Origin of the sequence: Nitrosovibrio sp. Nv17 (assembly GCF_900119085.1) — a bacterium.
Classification (GTDB): Bacteria; Pseudomonadota; Gammaproteobacteria; order Burkholderiales; family Nitrosomonadaceae; genus Nitrosospira.
The window spans coordinates 18,963-40,289 of record NZ_FPIQ01000005.1; the positions used below are offsets into that span (position 1 = coordinate 18,963).

A 21,327-nucleotide genomic window follows, 5' to 3' on the forward strand; every position below is an offset into this window, starting at 1 on the left:
TTTAAATATAAAAACATTGATGGATTCATTCGCGAAAGAAACCCTGCCGATCAGCCTCGAAGAGGAAATGCGGCGCTCCTACCTCGACTACGCCATGAGCGTGATCGTGGGCCGGGCGCTGCCGGACGTGCGCGACGGCTTGAAGCCGGTGCACCGCCGGGTACTGTTCGCGATGCACGAGCTCTCCAACGACTGGAACCGCCCCTACAAGAAATCCGCTCGCATCGTCGGCGACGTCATCGGCAAGTACCACCCCCACGGCGACACCGCGGTGTATGACACGATCGTGCGCATGGCGCAGCACTTTTCGCTACGCTACATGCTGGTCGACGGCCAGGGCAACTTCGGCTCCGTGGATGGCGACAACGCTGCTGCGATGCGTTACACGGAAATCCGGATGTCGCGCATCGCCCATGAGCTGCTGGCGGATCTGGACAAGGAGACGGTGGATTACGGCCCGAACTATGACGGCTCGGAAACGGAGCCCCTGATCCTGCCAGCGAAAATCCCCAATCTGCTCATCAATGGCTCTTCCGGCATCGCGGTCGGCATGGCGACCAACATCCCGCCCCACAACCTGAACGAGGTGGTGGAAGCCTGCCTTGCCCTGCTGAAAAACCCCGAAACCTCCCTCGAGGAACTGATCGCGCTCGTCCCGGCGCCCGATTTTCCTACGGCGGGCATCATCTATGGTGTCACCGGCGTCAAGGAAGGCTATCGCACCGGGCGCGGCCGGATCGTCATGCGCGCGCGTACCCACTTCGAGGACATGGACAAGGGCAGCCGCCAGAGCATCGTCATCGACGAACTGCCCTACCAGGTCAACAAGGCCAATCTGCTGGTACGTATCGGCGAACTGGTACGCGACAAGAAGATCGAGGGCATCTCCGACCTGCGCGACGAATCGGACAAGTCCGGCATGCGCGTCGTCATCGAGCTGCGCCGGGGAGAGGTGGCGGAGGTGGTGCTGAACAACCTGTACAAGGAAACACAGATGCAGGATACGTTCGGCATGAACATGGTGGCCCTGCTGGATGGGCAGCCGAGGCTGCTGAACCTGAGGCAGATGCTGGACGCGTTCCTGCGCCATCGTCGCGAGGTGGTGACGCGCCGCACCGTGTTCGAACTGAAGAAGGCGCGCGAGCGTGGCCACTTGCTGGAAGGACTGGCGGTTGCACTCTCCAACGTGGATGAGATCATCGCCCTGATCAAGGCCGCGCCCACGCCGGCGATGGCCAAGGAAGCATTGATGTCCCGGCTCTGGCGCTCCACCGTGGTGGAGGAGATGCTGGCGCGCGCCACGGTCGACACGGCCGCATTCCGTCCCGACGGGCTGGCGCCCGAATTGGGCCTGGCCGCGGGTGGTTACCGGCTCTCGGACGCCCAGGCGCAGGCCATACTGGAACTGCGCCTGCAGCGCCTGACCGGACTGGAGCAGGACAAGATCGTCAACGAATACAAGGAGGTGATGGACAGGATCGCCGACTTCCTCGACATCCTCGCCAAGCCGGGACGCATCACGACGCTCATCGCCGAGGAACTTGCCGCGATCAGGCAGCAGTTCGGCGACGGCCGCCGCAGCGAGATCGTGGTGGATACGCAGGATCTGAACATGGAGGATTTGATCGCGCCTGCCGACATGGTGGTGACGCTGTCGCACAACGGCTACATCAAATCCCAGCCGCTCGACGATTATCGCGCGCAGAAGCGCGGAGGACGCGGCAAGCAGGCAACCGGCACCAAGGAAGACGATTTCATCGACAATCTCTTCATCGCCAATACGCACGACTACATCCTGTGCTTCTCCAGCCGGGGCCGGGTCTACTGGATCAAGGTGTACGCCGTGCCGCAGGGCGGGCGGACGTCGCGCGGCAAGCCCATCGTCAACCTGGTGCAGCTCGAGGAGGGCGAGAAGATCAACGCCATCCTGCCGGTCAAGGAGTTCGACGAGAACCGTTATATCTTCATGGCCACGGCCTTCGGCACGGTGAAGAAGACGCCGCTGTCGGAATTCTCCCGCCCCCGCGCCAGCGGCATCATCGCCATCGGGCTGGACGACGCCGACTACCTGATCGGCGTCGGGCTGACCGAGGGCAGGCATGACGTCATGCTGTTCTCGGATGGCGGCAAGGCGGTGCGCTTCGACGAGAACGACGTGCGCGCGATGGGGCGCGGCGCCCGCGGGGTGCGGGGCATGAAGCTCGGCAAGGGGCAGAAGGTCATCTCCCTGCTGGTCGCCGCAGATGAGGAAGAGGCGGTCTTGACTGCGACCGAGAACGGTTACGGCAAGCGCACGCCGATCGGCGAATATACCCGCCACGGCCGCGGTACCCAAGGTATGATTGCGATCAAGACCAGCCAGCGCAACGGCAAGGTGGTGGCAGCCAAGCTGGTGAAGCAGGACGACGAGATCATGCTGATCACGACCGGCGGGGTGCTGATCCGCACCCGTGTCCGGGAAGTCCGGGAAATGAGCCGTGCCACCCAGGGAGTCACGCTGATCAACCTCGACGCCGGGGAAAGGCTGGCCGGCCTGGAGAAAGTTGTGGAAACCGATGACGGCAATGGATCGCCCGTCTAGGAAACGGACGTGGGCCAGTCTTGACGGCCACGCGCAGATTTCCCGGGGAATGGAGATATGAATCCCATCTATAATTTCAGTGCGGGCCCCGCGGTACTGCCAGCGGAAGTCCTGCAGCAAGCGCGCGACGAGATGCTGGACTGGCATGGCAGCGGCATGTCGGTCATGGAGATGAGTCATCGCGGCAAGGAATTCATCTCCATCGCCGCGGAACTGGAAGCGGACTTGCGGGAGTTGATCGGCATTCCCGGCAGCTACAAGGTGCTCTTCCTCTCCGGCGGCGCTTCCAGCCAGTTCGCCATGGTGCCGATGAACCTGCTGCGCGGCCGGGAGAAGGCCGGCTACGTCAACACCGGCGAGTGGTCGAAAAAAGCCATCAGGGAGGCCGGGCGCTATGGAACCGTGGACGTGGTGGCCTCATCCGAGGATGCGAAATTCACGTACATCCCGCCCCAGGATGCCTGGCGCATCGATCCGGAAATCGCCTACCTGCACTACACGCCAAACGAAACGATCGGCGGCGTGGAATTCCACTGGATCCCCGACGTGTCGCACCTGGGCAGGAACGTCCCCCTGGTCGCGGACATCTCCTCGACATTCCTGTCGCGCCCGCTGGACATCACGCGCTTCGGGCTCATCTACGCCGGCGCGCAGAAGAACTTCGGCCCCGCCGGACTGACGGTGGTCGTCGTGCGCGAGGACCTGCTGGGCACGACCCTCCCGGGCACGCCCACCATGTTCGACTACGCCGTCCACGCAGGCAACGACTCCATGTACAACACGCCGCCCACCTATCCCATGTACATCGCCGGGCTGGTGCTGGCCTGGATCAAGAGACAGGGCGGGCTGGCCGCGATGGAGCGCATCAATATCGCCAAGGCGAAGCTGCTGTACGACCTGCTCGATTCGACCGACTTCTACCAGTGCCCGGTGGCTTCCCCGGATCGTTCGCGCATGAACGTGCCCTTCACGCTGAAAAACCCCGGGCTGGACGAGCTGTTTCTTGCCCAAGCGAAGTCGGAAGGCCTGATCCAGCTCAAGGGCCACCGCTCCGTGGGAGGCATGCGTGCATCGATCTACAATGCCATGCCTCTGGCAGGAGTGGCAGCCCTGACGACGTTCATGCGGGAATTCGCGGATCGGCATGCCTGAACGCGCGCACAAGATTTTCCGGATACTGACGCTCAACGCGATCTCGCCGCTCGGGCTGCAGCGCTTTCCCGGCAGCCACTACGTGGTGGGCGGGGACGTTGCCGCTCCCGACGCGATCCTGGTGCGCTCGCACAACATGCTGCAGATGGATATCCCTCCAACCGTGAAGGCTATCGGACGAGCCGGCGCCGGCACCAACAACGTTCCGGTTGGAGCCATGAACCTGCGCGGCGTGCCGGTGTTCAACGCTCCGGGCGCAAATGCCAACGCGGTCAAGGAGCTGGTACTGGCGGGATTGCTGATCGCGTCGCGCAACTTGATTCCGGCAATCCATTTCACCGAGCGCCTGCAGGGCGACAACGCCGCTCTGCACCGGCTGGCGGAGGGGGGCAAAAAGCAGTTCGCCGGCATCGAGCTGCCGGGACGCACGCTGGGCATCGTCGGCCTGGGCGCGATCGGGCGGCTGGTCGCAGACGCGGCGCTGCGGCTGGGCATGAAGGTGATGGGCTACGATCCGGACATCACGGTGGACGCCGCCTGGAACCTGTCGTCGGAAGTAAGGCGCGCGCAGAGCATCGAGGACCTGCTGCGTCACAGCGATTTCCTCACTCTGCACGTGCCGCTGCTGGACACGACGCGGGGTCTCATCGACCGAAGGATCGTGGATCACATGCGGCCGGGCACGATCCTGCTGAACTTCTCTCGCGACGGCATCATCGACGAGGAAGCCGTGCTCGAGGGCATCGGCTCCGGAAAGATCAAGTACTACGTATGCGACTTCCCCAGCGAGAGATTCCAGGGCCACCCCGCCGTCATCACGCTGCCGCACCTGGGTGCCTCCACGCTCGAGGCCGAGGAAAACTGCGCCGTGATGGTGGTGACGCAGGTGATCGACTATCTGGAGGACGGCAACATCACCAATGCAGTCAATTTTCCCAACATCACGATGGAGCGCGGATCCCCCTACCGCCTGGCGGTGGCGAACTCGAACGTCCCCAACATGGTGGGACAGATTTCCACCCGCATGGCGCAGACGGGTCTCAACATCCACAACATGGGCAACAAGTCGCGCGGGGAGATGGCCTACACCCTGGTCGACGTGGACAGTCCCGTGCCCCGGCGGACGATCGAGGAGATCGCCGCCATCGAGGGAGTGCTGATGGTGCGCTACCTCCCCGTTCTGGCCGACTAGTGGCGTCACGGCCGGAGTTATCGGACTCACGCACGGCGCAACGATGAACGACCCACTCAAGCAGCTGCGGGACGAAATCGATACCATCGACAGCGAACTGCTGGCGCTGGTCAGCCGCCGCGCCGGACTTGCACGGGAAATCGGTCGGCTCAAGCACGGCATGGCCTATCGCCCCGAGCGCGAGGCCCAGGTGCTGGCACGCCTGTGCGAACTGAATCCCGGCCCGCTGGCCGACGAACACGTCGCCCGGCTGTTCACCGAGATCATGTCGCTGTGCCGCTCACTGGAGGAACCCCTGACGGTGGCCTTCCTCGGCCCTCCGGGAACCTTCTCGGAAGAGGCGGTATTGAAGCGCTTTGGCAGCGCGGTGACGGCCCTGGCCTGCGATTCGATCGACGAGGTGTTTCGCAGGGTAGAATCGGGCATGGCCGGCTACGGTGTCGTGCCGGTGGAGAATTCCACGGAGGGTGCGGTCGGCAGATCGCTGGATCTGCTGCTGCACACGCCGCTGAAGGTCTGCGGGGAAATCAAGCTGCCGATCCACCAGCACCTGTTCGCCCTGCAGACCGATCTGACGCGCATCCGGAAGATCTATTCTCACCCCCAGTCGTTCTCCCAGTGCCACGAATGGCTGAATGCCAATCTGGCGCACCTGGCGCATACGGCTCGCATCCACGCGGCGAGCAATGCGGATGCGACGCGGCTGGCCGCCGCCGATCCCGAGGCGGCGGCGGTGGCCGGCCAGAAGGCGGGGGAAATATGCGGATTGACCCTCTGCGCCGAAAACATCGAGGACGACCCCAACAATACCACCCGCTTCCTGGTCATCGGCGCGCACGAGGTGGCCGCCTCGGGGCGAGACAAGACCTCCCTGGTCATGTCCGCCCGGAACCGGCCCGGCGCGATACACGAGTTGCTGGCGCCCCTTGCCACCCACGGCGTGAGCATGACTCGCCTGGAGTCCCGTCCTTCCCGTGCCAGCCTTTGGGAATATGTGTTCTTCGTGGACATCGAAGGCCACCGGCAGGACCCTGCCGTCGCCGGCGCACTGAAGGCACTCCGGGAAAAAGCCGCATCCCTCAAGATACTCGGCTCCTACCCGACCGGATAGCGCCGCCGCATCACGTCGCCTTGACATGGACCTGGCTCCTCTACCGTCCCCGACCCACACCCCGACCCTGCTGCCCAGTGCGGAACATGACCTCATGAACCTGAGCGATCTCGCCCCCGAATACATCCGCGCGATCCACCCCTACCAGCCCGGCAAGCCCATTTCCGAGCTGGCACGGGAAATGGGCGTGGATTCCGGCTCCATCATCAAGCTCGCCTCCAACGAAAATCCCCTGGGCACGAGTCCGTTGGCCCTGGAAGCGATGACTCGCGCGCTGGGGGAGACTGCGCTCTACCCCGATGGCAATGGTTTCGAGTTGAAGGCAGCGCTGTCGCGGCGCTACGGCGTGACGAGCGGGCAGATCGTGCTGGGCAACGGCTCCAACGATGTCTTGGAACTGGCCGCGCGGGTATTCCTCAAGCCGGGCGCTGATGCGATCTATTCGCAGCACGCCTTCGCGGTCTACCCGCTGGTGATCCAGGCGGTCGGGGCTACCGGCATCAAGGTTCCCGCGATCGAATACGGCCACGATCTCGACGGCATGCTGGAGGCTGTCACGCCGGAAACGCGCATCGTTTTCATCGCCAATCCCAACAATCCCACGGGCACGCTGCTGACACCCCCCCTGCTGCTGCGTTTCCTGCAGCACATTTCCCCCGACGTGCTGGTGGTGCTGGATGAGGCCTACAATGAATATCTCCCGGCTACGGCCCGAAGTGACAGCATCGCCTGGCTGCAGCGTTTTCCCAACCTGCTCGTCACCCGCACATTTTCCAAGGCATACGGCATGGCCGGCATACGCGTCGGCTTCGGGCTGGCTCATACGGACGTGGCCAACCTGATGAACCGCGTGCGCCAGCCGTTCAACGTCAACAGCATCGCTCTGGCAGGCGCGGCGGCGGCGCTGGATGACACGGCCTTCGTCAGGCGCACCTACGCGCTCAACCAGGCGGGCATGCTGCAGCTCACGATGGGGCTGCGCCAGCTCGGCATCGAGTACATTCCTTCCTACGGCAACTTCCTGAGCGTCCGCCTTCCCTCGGGTACCAGCCGGGCAATCCACGAAAGCCTCCTGCGGCAGGGTGTCATCGTCCGCCCCATCGGCATCTATGACATGCCCGACCACCTGCGGGTCACGGTGGGGCTGGCATCTGAGAATCAGAGATTCCTCGAATCACTCAACACAGCACTCGGAGAAGCGGCATGATCATCATCATGGGAAATGGCGCCACCGATGCGCAGATCGGGGCGGTAGTCACCAAGATAGAGGGCTTCGGCCTGACCGCAAACGTCTCACGCGGCACGGAGCGCACCGTGATCGGCGCGATCGGCGACGAGCGCAAGCTCAGTCCGGACATGTTCGATCCCATGGACGGCGTGGAATACTCCCTGCACATCGTGAAGCAGTACAAGATCGTGTCGCGCGATTCCCACCGGCGCGACACCGTGATCGACGTGGGGGGCGTGCCGATAGGCGGCAACCGGATACAGATCATCGGCGGCCCATGCTCGGTCGAGACCCAGCAGCAAATGGATCTGTCCGCGCAGCACGTTGCCGCGGCCGGCTGCCGCCTGATGCGCGGCGGCGCCTTCAAGCCGCGCACCAGCCCCTACACCTTCCAGGGCAATGGCGTGGACGGACTGGACATGTTCCGCAAGGCGGCGGACAAGCACGGGCTGCGCATCGTCACCGAGCTGATGGACGCGCGCATGCTCGAGGTCTTCCTCAAGTACGACGTGGACGTGATCCAGATCGGCACCCGCAGCATGCAGAACTTCGAGCTGCTGAAGGAGGTGGGCCGGATCGACAAGCCGGTGATACTCAAGCGCGGCATGGCCGCGACAGTATCCGAATGGCTGATGGCGGCGGAATACATCGCGGCCGGCGGCAACCACAACATCATCTTCTGCGAACGCGGCATCCGCACGTTCGAGACGGCCTACCGCAACGTGCTGGACGTGACCTGCGTCCCGGTTCTGAAGAAGGAGACGCACCTGCCCGTGATCATCGATCCCTCCCATGCCGGCGGCAAGGCATGGATGGTCCCCGCCCTGGCACGTGCCGCCATCGCGGCGGGCGCCGACGGGCTGCTGGTGGAAATGCATCCCAGCCCGTGCGATGCCTGGTGCGACGCCGATCAGGCACTGAACCCGGAAGAATTCGCGGCGCTGGTGGAGTCGCTGCGGGGCATCGCGGGGATCATAGGGCGCAGCCTGTAAGCCGCCCACCGCACGCGAGGCGACGGAAACCCTGTCATGGCGAACGCACCGATCGACAGACTGGTGATAGTCGGCGTCGGCCTGATCGGCGGCTCGTTCGCACTGGCGCTGCGCCGGGCGGGCAGGGTGCGCTACGTGGTGGGTGTGGGGCGCAGCCGGGAAAACCTGCAGCGCGCCCTCGAACGCCGCGTGATCGACGAGATCGCCAGCGACATGCCGTCGGCGCTGAAGGGCGCGGACGTGGTGCTGCTCGCCACTCCGGTGGGGCAGATCAGCCGCATCATGGCGCACATTTCCCCTCACCTTGGACCGGGCACCCTCGTCACCGACGCCGGCAGCACCAAGCAGGATGTCGTGGCTGCGGCGTACCGGCACCTGAGCGGACACCTGGGCAACGTCGTTCCCGCCCATCCGATCGCGGGTGCCGAGTCGAGCGGGGTCGAATCGGCCGGTGCCGACCTCTATCGGAACAAGAATCTGATACTCACACCCCTCGTGGAAACCAGCCCGGAAGCGACCGAGCGGGTAGCGGAGCTATGGCAGGCCTGTGGCGCGAACGTGTTGCGGATGGACGCCGCCCGGCACGACGGGATTCTCGCCGCAGTGAGCCACCTTCCTCACATGCTGGCCTTCCTGCTGATGAACCATGCCTCGTCCGGCACCGGGCGCACGGACGATCCCCTGCCCTTCGCCGGCAGTGGATTCCGGGATTTCACCCGCATCGCCGGCAGCTCTCCCGAAATGTGGCGCGACATCTGCCTGGCCAATCGCGAGGCGCTGTTGCGGGAAATCGATGCCTACCTGGACGAACTGGCGGCGCTGCGCGATACCCTGGCGCAGGGGGATGGCCCGGCCCTCGAACGTATCTTCAGCATGGCGCGCGAGGCGAGACAGAAGTGGCTGGAGACCAGGTCCGCGACCTGAGCCGCCCCGCCGCCGCAGGACATACCGCGGATCAGCCCGAACGCACGGCCTGGTCCTCGGGAGCGGCGCCGGATGACCGCCCCTTGCCCATGGACACGATGTTCGACCGGGCAAGCCGGTTGTGCTCCTCGGCAAGTTTCTTGACGGCGAGATTGTAGTTCGCCCACAACGTATCGAGTTCCTGCGCATGGCGTTCGAGCATCAGGGTATAGTCGTCCTGATGCTGGTCGCGCAGGGCATTCTTGACACGAAGATAGGCCTTGTGACGTCGCTGGACTTCAGTATTCTTTCGCATGGCTCATAAAGGATCGGTGGACGAAGAATAGGCACAGGGTCATCGATGCAGACATCCGTGGGGAACTGAACCTCCGGAACTTTCCGTGGCTGTCTCACGCATCGTATCAATCCGCCGGACAAAAACAATTGGACTTTGGTACATTCCTTCCGCGCGGCGGGACTTGCCTCGGAACGTGACGAATCGGGCCGGCGACATGGGCCAGGGGACACGAAACGCCCTCCTTTGCCGTCTGGCGGCCTGCCGACAAAATCTTTGCCCGGTGCGGGGTTCCCGTGTATATTTTTTGATGCTGCAAGGTACGCCCTCACCCGCCATGGAAATCTCTCGTGCAGGCCAATGTCCGGCAAAACCAAGCAGTCGAGGTATAATCCCGACTCCGTTTTTTTGAATTTCGCCTTTCTGGAGGCCGCCATGCCGATTTATGAATACCGCTGCGATACGTGTGGATTCGAAAAGGAACACCTGCAGAAACTGGACGATGCCCCGCTCGCATCCTGCCCCGCCTGCGGCAGCGAGGCCTATACGAAGCTCATTTCCGCCGCAGGCTTCCAACTCAAGGGCGGCGGCTGGTACGTGACCGATTTCAAGAACAGCGACAAACCCAAATCCAGGCCTGGCACCGAGGCCGCCCCGACCGCGAAGCAAGAAGCGAACCCGGCGCCGGCGGCCGCCCCCGCGGAACCTCCCGCCTGCGCCAACGGTTGAGTCCAAGGATGCTCCCGACCCCATGAAACGCTATTTCATCACCGGGCTGCTGATCTGGGTGCCTCTCGGCATCACCGTCTGGGCGCTGAAGTTCCTGATCACCACCATGGATCAGTCGCTGCTGCTGCTGCCCACCAGCCTTCATCCGGAATCGGTGGTGGGCGTCTACATCCCGGGCGTGGGAACCATGCTCACGCTGCTGGTGGTTTTCATCACGGGACTGCTCACGACCAACATCATCGGCCAGAGACTGGTGCTGTTCTGGGAAGGCGTGCTGTGGCGCATTCCGGTGGTGAAGTCGATCTACTATGGCGTCAAGCAGGTCAGCGACACCCTGTTCTCCAGCCAGGGCGAGGCGTTCCGCAAGGCATTGCTGGTGCAGTATCCGCGCAAGGGCTCATGGACGATCGCCTTCATGACCGGATATCCGGGCGGCGACGTGACGAACCATCTGACAGGAGAGTACGTGAGCGTGTACGTGCCCACCACGCCCAACCCCACGTCCGGATTCTTCCTGATGATGCCGAAAAGCGAGGTGATCGAACTGGACATGAGCGTGGATGCAGCGCTCAAGTACATCATCTCCATGGGCGTGGTGGCTCCCGACAACGGCAAGAAGCACCCTGCGCCCTCCCAGTACCCCACACCCCCGCAGCAGGCTGCCCTGCTGCACGGCAACAGCAGTCCCGCCGGCACGCCCGCGGACGACTGAGCCGCACCATCCCTCCATCCGCCGGACACCTCATGCGCACCAACTATTGCGGGCTCATCGACACCCAGTACCTGGACCAGGAAGTCATCCTCTACGGCTGGGTGCACCGCCGCCGCGACCATGGTGGCGTCATCTTCGTCGACCTGCGCGACCGCGAGGGCCTGGTGCAGGTGGTATGCGACCCCGACAACGCGGCAGCCTTCCGGATCGCGGAAACGATCCGCAACGAATTCGTGCTGAAGGTCTCGGGAAAGGTGCGCCGCCGCCCCGAGGGTACCGCCAACCCCGGCCTGGTGAGCGGCGCGGTCGAGATCCTGGTGCACGCGCTCGACATCCTCAACGCCTCGCTGACGCCACCCTTTCTGATGGACGACGAGAACCTGAGCGAGGCCGTACGTCTCGAACACCGCTACCTCGACCTGCGGCGCCCACGGATGCAGGCCAACCTGCGCCTGCGTCACAGGGCTGCCATGGCGGTGCGGCTGTTCCTCGACGAGCACGGCTTCATCGACGTCGAGACGCCGATGCTGACCCGGTCCACGCCGGAGGGTGCGCGCGACTACCTCGTGCCCTCGCGCGTCAATGCCGGCCATTTCTTCGCGCTGCCGCAATCTCCGCAGCTGTTCAAGCAGCTGCTGATGGTGGCGGGCTTCGACCGCTACTACCAGATCACCCGTTGCTTCCGCGACGAGGATCTGCGCGCCGACCGCCAGCCGGAATTCACCCAGGTCGACATCGAGACCTCGTTCATGGACGAGGGCGAAATCATGGCGCTGATGGAAGATCTGGCGCGCAACCTGTTCCGGCGCGTCATGGGCGTCGAACTGCCCGACCCGTTCCCGCGCCTGACCTACGCCGATGCCATGCTGCGCTACGGCTCCGACAAGCCCGACCTGCGGGTGCCGCTGGTGCTGACCGAACTCACCGACGTCATGGGGGAGGTAGAGTTCAAGGTTTTCCGCGAGGCGGCGCAGGGGCCGGGGGGACGCGTGGCGGCGCTGCGGGTGCCGGGCGGCGGCGGACTGACGCGCAAGGAGATCGACGACTACACCGCCTTCGTGGCGATCTACGGCGCCCGGGGACTGGCTTATGTCAAGGTCAACGCCTTGGCGCAGGGCGTCGAGGGTCTGCAGTCCCCGATCCTGAAGTTCCTGCCGCCGGCGGCTATCGAGGCCATCCTGGCGCGCACCGGCGCGGAGGATGGCGACATCATATTTTTCGGTGCCGACAAGGCCCGCGTGGTGAACGAGGCGCTGGGCGCGCTGCGCACCCGCATCGGGCACGACCGCGGGCTGGCACGGGATGGGTGGCGGCCCCTGTGGGTGGTCGACTTCCCCATGTTCGAGCACGACGACGAGGCGTGCCGCTGGAAAGCCCTGCACCACCCCTTCACCTCGCCCGCCGACGGCCACGAGGATCTGCTGGAGACCGATCCGGGCAGCGCCCTGTCCAAGGCCTATGACATGGTGCTGAACGGCAGCGAGATCGGCGGCGGCTCGGTGCGCATCCACCGCCGGGACGTGCAGTCGAAGGTGTTCCGCGCCCTGGATATCGGCGCCGACGAGGCGCGGGAAAAATTCGGGTTCCTGTTGGAGGCGCTCCAATACGGTGCCCCGCCGCACGGCGGCATCGCCTTCGGCCTGGATCGCATCGTGACCATGATGGCGGGCGAGGAGTCGATCCGCGACGTGATCGCCTTCCCCAAGACCCAGCGCGCCCAGTGCCTGCTGACCCAGGCTCCCGGAGCGGTGGATGAACGGCAGCTGCGCGAGCTGCACATCCGGCTGAGGCGCGCGGAGACGCCGGGCGGCTGACCGGAAGAAAGGCCGGCATGGACGCATCAGCACCGCTCCGCCCGGGCATGTACAAGATCCCGGTCTCAGTCCTGGTCGTGATCCACACCCCCGCCATGCAGGTGCTGTTGCTGGAGCGGGCGGACCACCCCGGCTACTGGCAGTCCGTGACCGGCAGCCGGAATCCGGGGGAAACCCTGCGGCAGACCGCGATCCGTGAAGTGGCGGAGGAGACCGGGCTGGACGCGACGCGCCATCGCCTCGTGCGCTGCAACCTCCAGTACGAGTACGACATCTACGAGGAATGGCGCTGGCGCTACGCGCCCGGCGTGACCCGCAATACCGAGCACGTGTTCGCACTGCGAGTGCCGGCGCCGCTGCCCGTCTCGGTGGCGGCACGAGAGCATCTCGGCCACGCATGGCTGCCATGGCGGGAGGCCGCGGCGAAGGTGTTCTCTCCCAGCAACGCCGAGGCCATCGAAAGGCTGGCCTCGGGGCGCGCGGACGTGGAATAATAGCGGGTTCCGGCAGCGCGGCCAGAACCGCCGTCCGCCGGGCGAGTCTATAGGGGTCTGTGAGGTTCCACGCATTCCGGAGGGAATCGGACATGGGAGCACAAGAAGCCATCGCTTTCGAGCGCTACGACACGCTGCAGGATGAGGACTGCGCGCGACGCATCGTCGAGGCCAAGGCCGCACTGGGGGGACGCGCCGTGATCCTCGCACACCACTATCAGCGCGCCGACGTCTACAGGCACGCCAACCTCACCGGAGACTCACTGAAGCTCTCGCGCATGGCGTCCGCGACGGACGCGGACTATCTGGTATTCTGCGGCGTGCACTTCATGGCCGAAGTGGCCGACATCCTGTCCCGGCCGGAGCAGATCTCCATCCTGCCGGATCTGGCCGCCGGCTGCTCGATGGCGGACATGGCGAGCCTCTTCAAGGTGGAACGGGCATGGCACGAGTTGAGGGAGATCCTCGACCCCGACACGGCCGTCACGCCCGTGACCTACATCAATTCCGCCGCAGACCTGAAGGCCTTCTGCGGGGAGCACGGCGGGATCGTGTGCACCTCCAGCAACGCCACGAAGATCCTGGAGTGGTCGTTCGCCCGGCGCGAGAAAGTGCTGTTCTTCCCCGACCAGCACCTGGGCCGCTGGAGCGGCCACCAACTGGGAATTTCCCCGGACGAAATGCCGGTATGGGACTTCGACGAGCCCATGGGCGGGCTGACCCCCGAACAGATCGAGAAGGCCCGGATACTCCTGTGGAAGGGGCACTGCTCCGTCCACCAGATGTTCCAGCCGCAGCACATTGCGCGCTTTCGCAGCCAGTATCCCGACGGGATCGTGATCTCGCACCCGGAGTGCAACTTCGACGTGTGCAGGAATTCCGACTACGTCGGCTCCACCGAATACATCATCAACACCATCCGCGAGGCGAAACCGGGCACCCGCTGGCTGGTGGGCACGGAGCTCAATCTGGTCGGCCGCATCGCCGAGGAATTCGCGCCCGAGGACAAGATCGTGCAGTTCATGGCGCCGACCATCTGCATGTGCTCGACCATGGCCCGCATCGACCCGCAGCATCTCGCCTGGACCCTCGAGAACCTCGTCGCGGGGCGGGTCGTGAATCCGATCCGGGTGCCGCCGGCCGAGGCGGAGCTGGCGAAGCGCGCCTTGCAGCGCATGCTGGCTGCCTCCTGACCGCGCGACACGGCGACGCAGCCGACCCCATCTTCTCGCCGACATCCACGCGCCTACATGCCCGACACGCTGCACATCGCCACCTACAACATTCATAAAGGCCTCTCGCACTTCCAGCGGCACATGACGGTACACCAGTTGCGCGACAACCTGCGTGCCCTCGGTGCGGACATCATCTTCCTGCAGGAGGTGGTGGGCCAGCACACCGCGCATGCGGCCCGCTTCGAGGACTGGCCGAGCGGACCGCAGCACGAATTCCTGGCCGACTCGGTGTGGTCGGACTTCGCCTATGGAAAGAACGCGGTATACGACGAGGGGCACCATGGCAACGCCATCCTGAGCCGCTACCCGATCGTGCGCTGGGACAACATGGATGTTTCCGCCCATCGCTTCGAGAGCCGCGGCATGCTGCACTGCGAGATCGGCATCCCGGGCTGGCGGGAGCACCTGCACTGCATATGCGTGCACCTGGGCCTGTTCAAGCGCGGGCAGGCGCAGCAACTGAAGGCGCTCGGCCGGCACATCGAGGACACGATCCCGCCGCACGTGCCGCTGATCATCGCCGGGGACTTCAACGACTGGCGCGAAATGGCGAACCGGCAACTGGCGCGGCGGCTGCACCTGAGCGAAGCCTTCGAATCCCTGAACGGCCGTGTCGCGCGCAGCTTCCCCTCCGCCCTCCCCCTGCTCCGCCTCGATCGCATCTACGTGCGCGGTTTCCACGTGGAGCATACCCAGGTGCACCGCGGACATCCCTGGTCCCGCATCTCCGACCACGCCGCCCTGTCGGCACGCATGGTGCGCCAGTGACGCCCTCCGTGGATTCCGGCAGTCTCGCCGCGGCCGTCGCACGGCTGAAGGCCGGCGGCGTGGTGGCGTTCCCCACCGAGACCGTCTACGGACTGGGCGCGGAGATTTCCCGTGCCGCCGCAATCCGGCGAGTATTCGAGATCAAGGGCCGGCCGACGGACCATCCCCTCATCGTCCACGTCGCGGATGCATCCCGCCTGGCGCGCTGGGCGCGAGAGGTGCCGGAGCCCGCCCGGCGGCTGGCCCAACACTTCTGGCCCGGCCCCCTGACGCTCATTCTGCCCCGCAGTCGCCACGTGCCCGACAGCGTCACCGGCGGGCAGGACACCGTCGGCCTGCGGGTGCCGAGCCATCCCGTCGCCCTCGCGCTGCTGGCGGCACTGGGGCCCGGTGGCGCGCTGGTCGCCCCGTCCGCCAACCGCTTCGGGCGGCTGAGCCCCACCACGGCGGCGCACGTACACGATGAACTGGGCAATGCCGTGGACCAGGTGCTGGACGGCGGCGCCTGCCGGATCGGCCTGGAGAGCACCATCGTCGGCTTCAGCGAAGATACTGCCGTGGTACTGCGCCCGGGCGGCGTCCCGGTGACGGCATTGGAACAGGCTCTGGACGGACGGGTCGCCATCGCCGAGAACCCCCACCGGATGACGCGCGTACCAGGCACGCTCGCCACCCATTACGCGCCCGCGACACCCCTGGAATGCCTGCCCGCCGCTTCCCTGCGGCGGCGGGTGGTGGAGCTGGCCCGGCAGGGACTGCGTGTCGCGGTGCTGACCTGGTCGGACCAGGGGATCGACCTCGCCGGTGAAAAGAACATCCTGCGTCAACCCATGCCCGACGATGCTGCCGCCTACGGCAGCCGCCTGTACGCAACCCTGCACCGACTGGATCGAGAAGGCTTCGATTGCCTGCTGGCGGAGATTCCGCCCGCCGATCCCGCTTGGCTGGCGGTCGCCGACCGCCTGCAGCGGGCGTCTTGGACACCCCACGGCACCGGTGAAACGCCATCATTCCAGGCCGACGAGGAACATGCCCATGACATCCCGTGAGGATACCTCCCTGCGTGCGGTCCTGTTCGACGTGGACGGCACCCTGGCCGACACCGAGCGCGACGGCCACCGCCCCGCCTTCAACGCCGCATTCGTGGAATCCGGTCTCGACTGGGAGTGGGGCGTGGAGCTATATGGAGAACTGCTGGCCGTCACCGGTGGCAAGGAACGGATCCGCCACTATATAGAAAAACATGTGCCTGGTGAACTGGACCGACCCGGGCTGAACGACTGGATCGCCGCACTGCACAAGGCCAAGACGCGGCACTACGTCGCCATGCTGGCTCGCGGCGACATCCCGCTGCGCCCCGGTGTCGCGCGCCTGATCCGCGAACTGCGGGAAGCCGGCATCCGTATCGCCATCGCCACCACCACCACGCCGGAGAACGTGACATCCCTGTTGGAATCGACCTTGGGACCGGACTCGCCCGGCTGGTTCGACGTGATCGGCGCGGGCGACATCGTCGCCGGGAAAAAGCCCGAACCGGACATCTATCACTGGGTGCTTGAACGGCTGGCTCTCCCCGCCCGGCAGTGCATCGCCCTGGAGGACTCCGAGAACGGCATCCGCTCCGCGTTGGCCGCGGGGCTGGACACCGTGATCACGGTCAACGCCTACACCCGCTTCCAGGATTTCACCGGTGCCGCCGCAGTCCTGTCGCACCTGGGTGAACCGCAGCAGCCGTGCACCGGGCTGGCAGGAAGTTTCCCGAAAGGCGGATGGGTCGATGCAGCTTTCCTGGCCACGCTGAAAGCATGATCCTGCCGTGACGGGCGGGATGTTGCGCGGAAGCGGCGGAGCCGGCCAGGGCGGGGGGCTTCCGCGCTGCAAATCGGCGTTGGAATTGTCATGCGGAAACGGTAGTATTGTCATATCCTGGTCTAGATCCTCTCCAGCGGAGCATCATGCTGCAATCAGCCACCCTCAACCACTCGCGCCGCATCCTGCAATTCTTCGAAAGCATCGGGCTGATCGTCATCGCCCTGGCGACGATCTACGCCGGCTACCAGGAGACGATGCTGATGATCAACAATGCACGGGTAACGCTGGCCGACCTGCTGCTGATGTTCCTCTACCTGGAAATCCTCACCATGGTGGGGCTGTACGTCGAATCGGGGAAGCTGCCGGTGCGCTTTCCTCTCTACATCGCGATGGTGGCCCTGGCGCGCTACGTGATCGTGGATGTCAAGGAGATGGACAACATCCGCCTGCTGGGCGTGTCCGCCTCGATCGTGCTGCTGGCAGCAGCGGTGCTGGTGATCCGCTTCGGCCACGTGCGTTATCCGTACGTGGAGGACCTGGAGGATCTGGCGAACCTCGAAACCAAGGACGGGCGCCTGCGTGACTGACACGGCCGGTGCGCTCGCCACGCGCGATCCCGTCGGCGCGGCAACGCCGCGGGTGGGAGTCGTCATGGGCAGCCACAGCGACTGGGAGGTGATGAAACATGCCGTTGCCATCCTCGCGGACTTCGGCGTGCCCCATGAAACCGAAGTGGTTTCCGCCCATCGCACCCCGGACCGCATGTTCGAGTACGCCGCTGCCGCAGCCGCACGCGGACTCCGCTGCATCATCGCCGGCGCCGGCGGTGCCGCGCACCTGCCCGGCATGATCGCCGCGAAGACCGTCCTGCCGGTGCTGGGCGTGCCGGTCCCCTCCCGCTCGCTCATGGGCATGGACTCGCTGCTTTCCATCGTGCAGATGCCAAGGGGGGTGCCGGTCGCCACCTTCGCCATCGGGGAAGCGGGCGCCGCCAACGCGGGCCTGTTTGCCGTCGCCCTGCTGGCGACCGCGGACATCGGGCTGGCCATGCGGCTCACCGAGTTTCGCGCTGCCCAGGCGGCGACGGTCCAGGCTGCGACGCTCCCCAGGACATGAGCATTCTGCCGGGGGCGACGCTGGGCCTGCTTGGCGGCGGCCAGCTCGGGCGCATGTTCACGGCAGCGGCGCAGCGCATGGGATACCGCGTCACCGTACTGGACCCGGACGGCGACAGCCCATCGAGCGGCATCGCGGAGCGGCATCTGCACGCCGGCTACCTGGATGCCGCTGCACTGCGCGAGCTGGCATCGACCTGTGCGGGCGTCACTACCGAATTCGAGAATGTTCCCGCCGAGACGCTGCGCACCCTGGCAAAACTTGGCATGACGGTCAGCCCCGAAGCGGGCAGCGTCGCCATCGCCCAGGACCGCATCCTGGAAAAGGGGTTCATCACCGACAACGGCTTCGGCAGCGTACCGCACGCATCCATCCGGGATGCCGGCGACCTGGAGAGAGTCGCACGCACGCACCCCGAACTGTTCCCCGGCCTGCTCAAGGTCAGCCGCCTGGGTTACGACGGCAGGGGCCAGGCACCCGTCGGCGACATGGCGGCGCTGGAATGCGCCTTCGATCACTTCGGCCACGTGCCCTGCGTGCTGGAGCAGCGGCTTTCGCTCCAGACCGAAATTTCGGTCATCGTGGCGCGGGGGTTCGATGGCAGCGTAGCGACGTTCCCCGTCTCCGAGAACCGGCACCGCGACGGGATCCTGGATGTCAGTATCGTACCTGCCGGCGTCGCACCCGCGATTGCCCGGCAGGCACGCGACACGGCGATCGGCATCGCCGAACGGCTCGACTACCGCGGGGTGCTGTGCGTGGAATTCTTCGTGCTGGCGGGCGATGGTTCTGGCGGCCGCCTGCTGGTCAACGAAATTGCGCCCCGTCCCCACAACAGCGGCCACTATACCCTGGACGCCTGTGTCACCTCGCAGTTCGAGCAGCAACTGCGGGTGCTGTGCGGCCTGCCGCTCGGCGGCACCGCCATGTGCGGCGCGGCCGTCATGGTGAACCTGCTGGGCGACCTGTGGCGGCAGGGCGAACCCGACTGGAAGGGCCTGCTGCGCCATCCCGGCGTGAAGCTGCACCTGTACGGCAAGCGCGTAGCGCGCCCGGGCCGGAAGATGGGTCACTACACCGTGCTGGCGGAAACGGCCGCCGCTGCGCTTTCGCTCGCGCTGGAAATCAAGCGGGAACTGGACACCCATCCCGGCCTGGAGCCACATGGCCTCGACGCGGTATAATGGCCGCACACCGCAATGAACCCGAGCACACTCTACGAAACGAGCCTGCGCAGCCTGCCCCTGCTGCATCGCGGCAAGGTCCGCGACATCTACGCCGTGGACGAGGACAGGCTGCTGATCGTCCAGACGGACCGCATCTCCGCGTTCGACGTCGTCCTGCCCACGCCGATCCCGGGCAAGGGCAAGCTCCTGACGGCGCTGTCCGGCTTCTGGTTCTCACGGCTCGAACCCATCGTCCCTCATCACCTCACCGGCATCCCGCCCGAATCGGTGGTGGCCGAGACCGAGCACGACCAGGTCGCCGGCCGCGCATTCGTGGTCCGGCGCCTGAAGCCGCTGCCGATAGAGGCGATCGTGCGCGGGTACGTCGCAGGATCGGGGTGGCAGGATTACAGGGAGACCGGCACGCTCTGCGGCATCACTCTCCCCGCGGGCCTGCAGCAGGCCGCGAGGCTGCCGGACGGCCCCATCTTCACGCCCTCCACCAAGGCCCCGACCGGCTCCCATGACAGGAACATCTCCTTCGCCGAAACCGAGCGGCTGCTGGGGCCGGAGCTGGCGGCCCTGGTGCGCGACAAGGCACTCGCGCTCTACGCCGAGGCGGCCGGATACGCCATCACCAAGGGCATCATCATCGCCGACACCAAGTTCGAGTTCGGCCAGGACGGGGCCGGACGACTCTTCCTCATCGACGAGGTACTGACTCCCGATTCCTCGCGCTTCTGGCCGGCGGACCAGTACTCGCCGGGCGGCAACCCGCCCAGCTACGACAAGCAGTTCGTGCGCGACTGGCTCGAGGCGCAGGGCTGGGACAAGCAGGCCCCAGCCCCTGCCCTTCCGCCCGACGTCCTGGCGAAGACCGCGAAGAAATACGAGGATGCGCTGCGCCGGTTGTCGATATAGCCGGCGCAACACGTGAGCCCCTAGAACAACCCGGCCAGCATCTTCGTCCCCAGAAGGAAGAGCAATCCCGCGAAAATCCGCTTGAGCACGGCCGTCGGGATGACATGAGTCATCCTCGCCCCCAGCGGAGCGGTCAACATGCTGGCCAGCACGATCCACCCCAGCGCCGGCAGATAGACGTATCCCAGACTGTACGGCGGCAGCGGCACCGGCTGCGCCATGCCGTTGGCAATATAGCCCACGGCCCCCGCCACCGCGATCGAAAACCCCACGGCGGCGGCGGTGCCGATGGCATGTTGCAGCCGCACGTTGCAGTACGACAGGAAGGGCACCGTGAGCAGCCCCCCGCCGATGGCGACAAAACTGGAAACCAGGCCGATCACTCCCCCTACCCCGAACATCCCCGCCCGGCCGGGCAGCGTGCGCGAGGGCCGGGGAGAGAATCTCAGCAGCATCTGGGCGGCGGCATAGTAGATGAATGCGACGAAGACGACGCTCAGGAAGCGGGTGGAAAGCATGCCCGCCAGGGTCGCCCCCACCAGCGTTCCCAGAATGATGCCCGGCGTGATGAATCTCACCACCTGCCAGTTCACCGCCCCGTGGGCGTGGTGCGTGCGCAGACTGGAGGCGGCGCTGAAGATGATGGCTGCCATGGTGGTGCCCAGGGCCAGGTGCAGGATGCGGTCGGGCGGGAAATGCCGGGCACTGAAGACGAAGGTAAGCACCGGCACCAGGATCAGGCCGCCGCCTATGCCCAGCAGGCCCGCGAAGAAGCCGACGACGGCTCCGAGCAGCAGGTAGATCGGCCACCATTCCATGTCTGGCCTACGGCAAGGAATAGCGGGTTTCAGGCATGGCGACGGTCGAGACGCTGAGATGCAACCGGCGCCACGCGACAAGGACGATCTCTACCTGCGGCCGTTGCTTGAGAGGTCGCGGAAGCGGTTGCTTGCCGGATAAAACACAGGTCAGGAACACTCGCACTGTATCCGGGACGGAGAGCCCATCGACGCGAGGTTCTCGGTTCCTCCGCTTTCATTCGCTCGTCCAGGCGGGGGAGGATCATCGGGATTGCAGCCGCGATGGCTTTTTTCGCTATATGATAC

General features: G+C 65.4%; 21 protein-coding genes. 19 read left to right on the forward strand and 2 right to left on the reverse strand.

Features of this window, described 5'->3' with window-relative positions:
• Positions 1 to 19: 19 nt before the first annotated feature.
• The 7 genes from gyrA to BT108_RS04315 all read left to right on the forward strand — a co-directional run bounded on the left by gyrA (position 20) and on the right by BT108_RS04315 (position 9,180).
• Complete coding sequence (gene gyrA / locus BT108_RS04285) at positions 20 to 2,581, forward strand: DNA gyrase subunit A (RefSeq protein ID WP_072293319.1); 2,562 nt, start codon at positions 20 to 22, stop codon at positions 2,579 to 2,581.
• A 57-nt stretch (positions 2,582 to 2,638) separates the two neighbouring features.
• On the forward strand, positions 2,639 to 3,733 hold the full coding sequence (gene serC / locus BT108_RS04290; RefSeq protein ID WP_072293320.1) for a 3-phosphoserine/phosphohydroxythreonine transaminase: 1,095 nt from the start codon (positions 2,639 to 2,641) through the stop codon (positions 3,731 to 3,733).
• Entirely contained in the window at positions 3,726 to 4,925 is a 1,200-nt protein-coding gene (locus tag BT108_RS04295; protein WP_072293321.1) for a phosphoglycerate dehydrogenase, read from the forward strand. Before serC ends, BT108_RS04295 begins: the two co-directional genes overlap by 8 nt.
• A 43-nt stretch (positions 4,926 to 4,968) precedes the next feature.
• Positions 4,969 to 6,036 carry a prephenate dehydratase gene (gene pheA / locus BT108_RS04300; protein WP_072293322.1) on the forward strand — a complete coding sequence of 356 codons (1,068 nt, stop codon included), beginning with the start codon at positions 4,969 to 4,971 and terminating at the stop codon, positions 6,034 to 6,036.
• A 94-nt stretch (positions 6,037 to 6,130) separates the two neighbouring features.
• On the forward strand, positions 6,131 to 7,243 hold the full coding sequence (gene hisC, locus BT108_RS04305; RefSeq protein ID WP_072293323.1) for a histidinol-phosphate transaminase: 1,113 nt from the start codon (positions 6,131 to 6,133) through the stop codon (positions 7,241 to 7,243).
• A complete protein-coding gene (gene aroF / locus BT108_RS04310; RefSeq protein ID WP_072293324.1) occupies positions 7,240 to 8,256 on the forward strand; it encodes a 3-deoxy-7-phosphoheptulonate synthase in 1,017 nt (338 codons plus the stop codon). Before hisC ends, aroF begins: the two co-directional genes overlap by 4 nt.
• 36 nt (positions 8,257 to 8,292) lie before the next feature.
• Positions 8,293 to 9,180, forward strand: a complete 888-nt coding sequence (locus BT108_RS04315) for a prephenate dehydrogenase (RefSeq protein WP_072293325.1) — start codon at positions 8,293 to 8,295, stop codon at positions 9,178 to 9,180.
• A 31-nt stretch (positions 9,181 to 9,211) separates the two neighbouring features.
• Here the strand turns inward: BT108_RS04315 and BT108_RS04320 are convergent, their stop codons facing one another.
• A complete protein-coding gene (locus tag BT108_RS04320) occupies positions 9,212 to 9,475 on the reverse strand; it encodes a hypothetical protein (protein ID WP_072293326.1) in 264 nt (87 codons plus the stop codon).
• A gap of 414 nt (positions 9,476 to 9,889) precedes the next feature.
• On the opposite strand from BT108_RS04320, the gene BT108_RS04325 reads away from it, so the two are divergent.
• The 12 genes from BT108_RS04325 (at position 9,890) to BT108_RS04380 (ending at position 20,221) form a co-directional block, all read left to right on the forward strand.
• On the forward strand, positions 9,890 to 10,183 hold the full coding sequence (locus BT108_RS04325) for an FmdB family zinc ribbon protein (protein WP_072293423.1): 294 nt from the start codon (positions 9,890 to 9,892) through the stop codon (positions 10,181 to 10,183).
• A 22-nt stretch (positions 10,184 to 10,205) separates the two neighbouring features.
• Positions 10,206 to 10,895 carry a DUF502 domain-containing protein gene (locus BT108_RS04330; protein ID WP_072293327.1) on the forward strand — a complete coding sequence of 230 codons (690 nt, stop codon included), beginning with the start codon at positions 10,206 to 10,208 and terminating at the stop codon, positions 10,893 to 10,895.
• 32 nt (positions 10,896 to 10,927) lie between these two features.
• The gene (gene aspS / locus BT108_RS04335) at positions 10,928 to 12,709 is read left to right on the forward strand and encodes an aspartate--tRNA ligase (RefSeq protein WP_072293328.1); all 1,782 of its coding nucleotides are present in this window, start codon (positions 10,928 to 10,930) and stop codon (positions 12,707 to 12,709) included.
• Positions 12,710 to 12,726: 17 nt separating this feature from the next.
• The gene (gene nudB / locus BT108_RS04340) at positions 12,727 to 13,203 is read left to right on the forward strand and encodes a dihydroneopterin triphosphate diphosphatase (RefSeq protein ID WP_255369612.1); all 477 of its coding nucleotides are present in this window, start codon (positions 12,727 to 12,729) and stop codon (positions 13,201 to 13,203) included.
• Positions 13,204 to 13,295: 92 nt separating this feature from the next.
• On the forward strand, positions 13,296 to 14,396 hold the full coding sequence (gene nadA, locus BT108_RS04345; RefSeq protein WP_072293329.1) for a quinolinate synthase NadA: 1,101 nt from the start codon (positions 13,296 to 13,298) through the stop codon (positions 14,394 to 14,396).
• Positions 14,397 to 14,453: 57 nt separating this feature from the next.
• Positions 14,454 to 15,206 carry an endonuclease/exonuclease/phosphatase family protein gene (locus BT108_RS13940; RefSeq protein ID WP_072293330.1) on the forward strand — a complete coding sequence of 251 codons (753 nt, stop codon included), beginning with the start codon at positions 14,454 to 14,456 and terminating at the stop codon, positions 15,204 to 15,206.
• The gene (locus BT108_RS04355; protein ID WP_072293331.1) at positions 15,203 to 16,255 is read left to right on the forward strand and encodes an L-threonylcarbamoyladenylate synthase; all 1,053 of its coding nucleotides are present in this window, start codon (positions 15,203 to 15,205) and stop codon (positions 16,253 to 16,255) included. The genes BT108_RS13940 and BT108_RS04355 overlap by 4 nt, the downstream gene beginning before the upstream one ends.
• Positions 16,242 to 17,015, forward strand: a complete 774-nt coding sequence (locus tag BT108_RS04360; protein WP_072293332.1) for an HAD family hydrolase — start codon at positions 16,242 to 16,244, stop codon at positions 17,013 to 17,015. The genes BT108_RS04355 and BT108_RS04360 overlap by 14 nt, the downstream gene beginning before the upstream one ends.
• A 146-nt stretch (positions 17,016 to 17,161) precedes the next feature.
• Positions 17,162 to 17,605: a phosphate-starvation-inducible protein PsiE gene (locus BT108_RS04365; protein WP_072293333.1), complete on the forward strand. Its 444-nt coding sequence runs from the start codon at positions 17,162 to 17,164 to the stop codon at positions 17,603 to 17,605.
• Positions 17,598 to 18,134, forward strand: coding sequence for a 5-(carboxyamino)imidazole ribonucleotide mutase (gene purE, locus BT108_RS04370; RefSeq protein WP_255369613.1), 537 nt, complete (start codon positions 17,598 to 17,600; stop codon positions 18,132 to 18,134). Before BT108_RS04365 ends, purE begins: the two co-directional genes overlap by 8 nt.
• A complete protein-coding gene (locus BT108_RS04375) occupies positions 18,131 to 19,318 on the forward strand; it encodes a 5-(carboxyamino)imidazole ribonucleotide synthase (protein ID WP_072293334.1) in 1,188 nt (395 codons plus the stop codon). Before purE ends, BT108_RS04375 begins: the two co-directional genes overlap by 4 nt.
• Positions 19,319 to 19,333: 15 nt before the next feature.
• On the forward strand, positions 19,334 to 20,221 hold the full coding sequence (locus BT108_RS04380) for a phosphoribosylaminoimidazolesuccinocarboxamide synthase (RefSeq protein ID WP_072293335.1): 888 nt from the start codon (positions 19,334 to 19,336) through the stop codon (positions 20,219 to 20,221).
• Between the two features lie 20 nt (positions 20,222 to 20,241).
• Here the strand turns inward: BT108_RS04380 and BT108_RS04385 are convergent, their stop codons facing one another.
• Entirely contained in the window at positions 20,242 to 21,039 is a 798-nt protein-coding gene (locus BT108_RS04385) for a sulfite exporter TauE/SafE family protein (RefSeq protein ID WP_072293336.1), read from the reverse strand.
• Between the last annotated feature and the right edge of the window lie 288 nt (positions 21,040 to 21,327).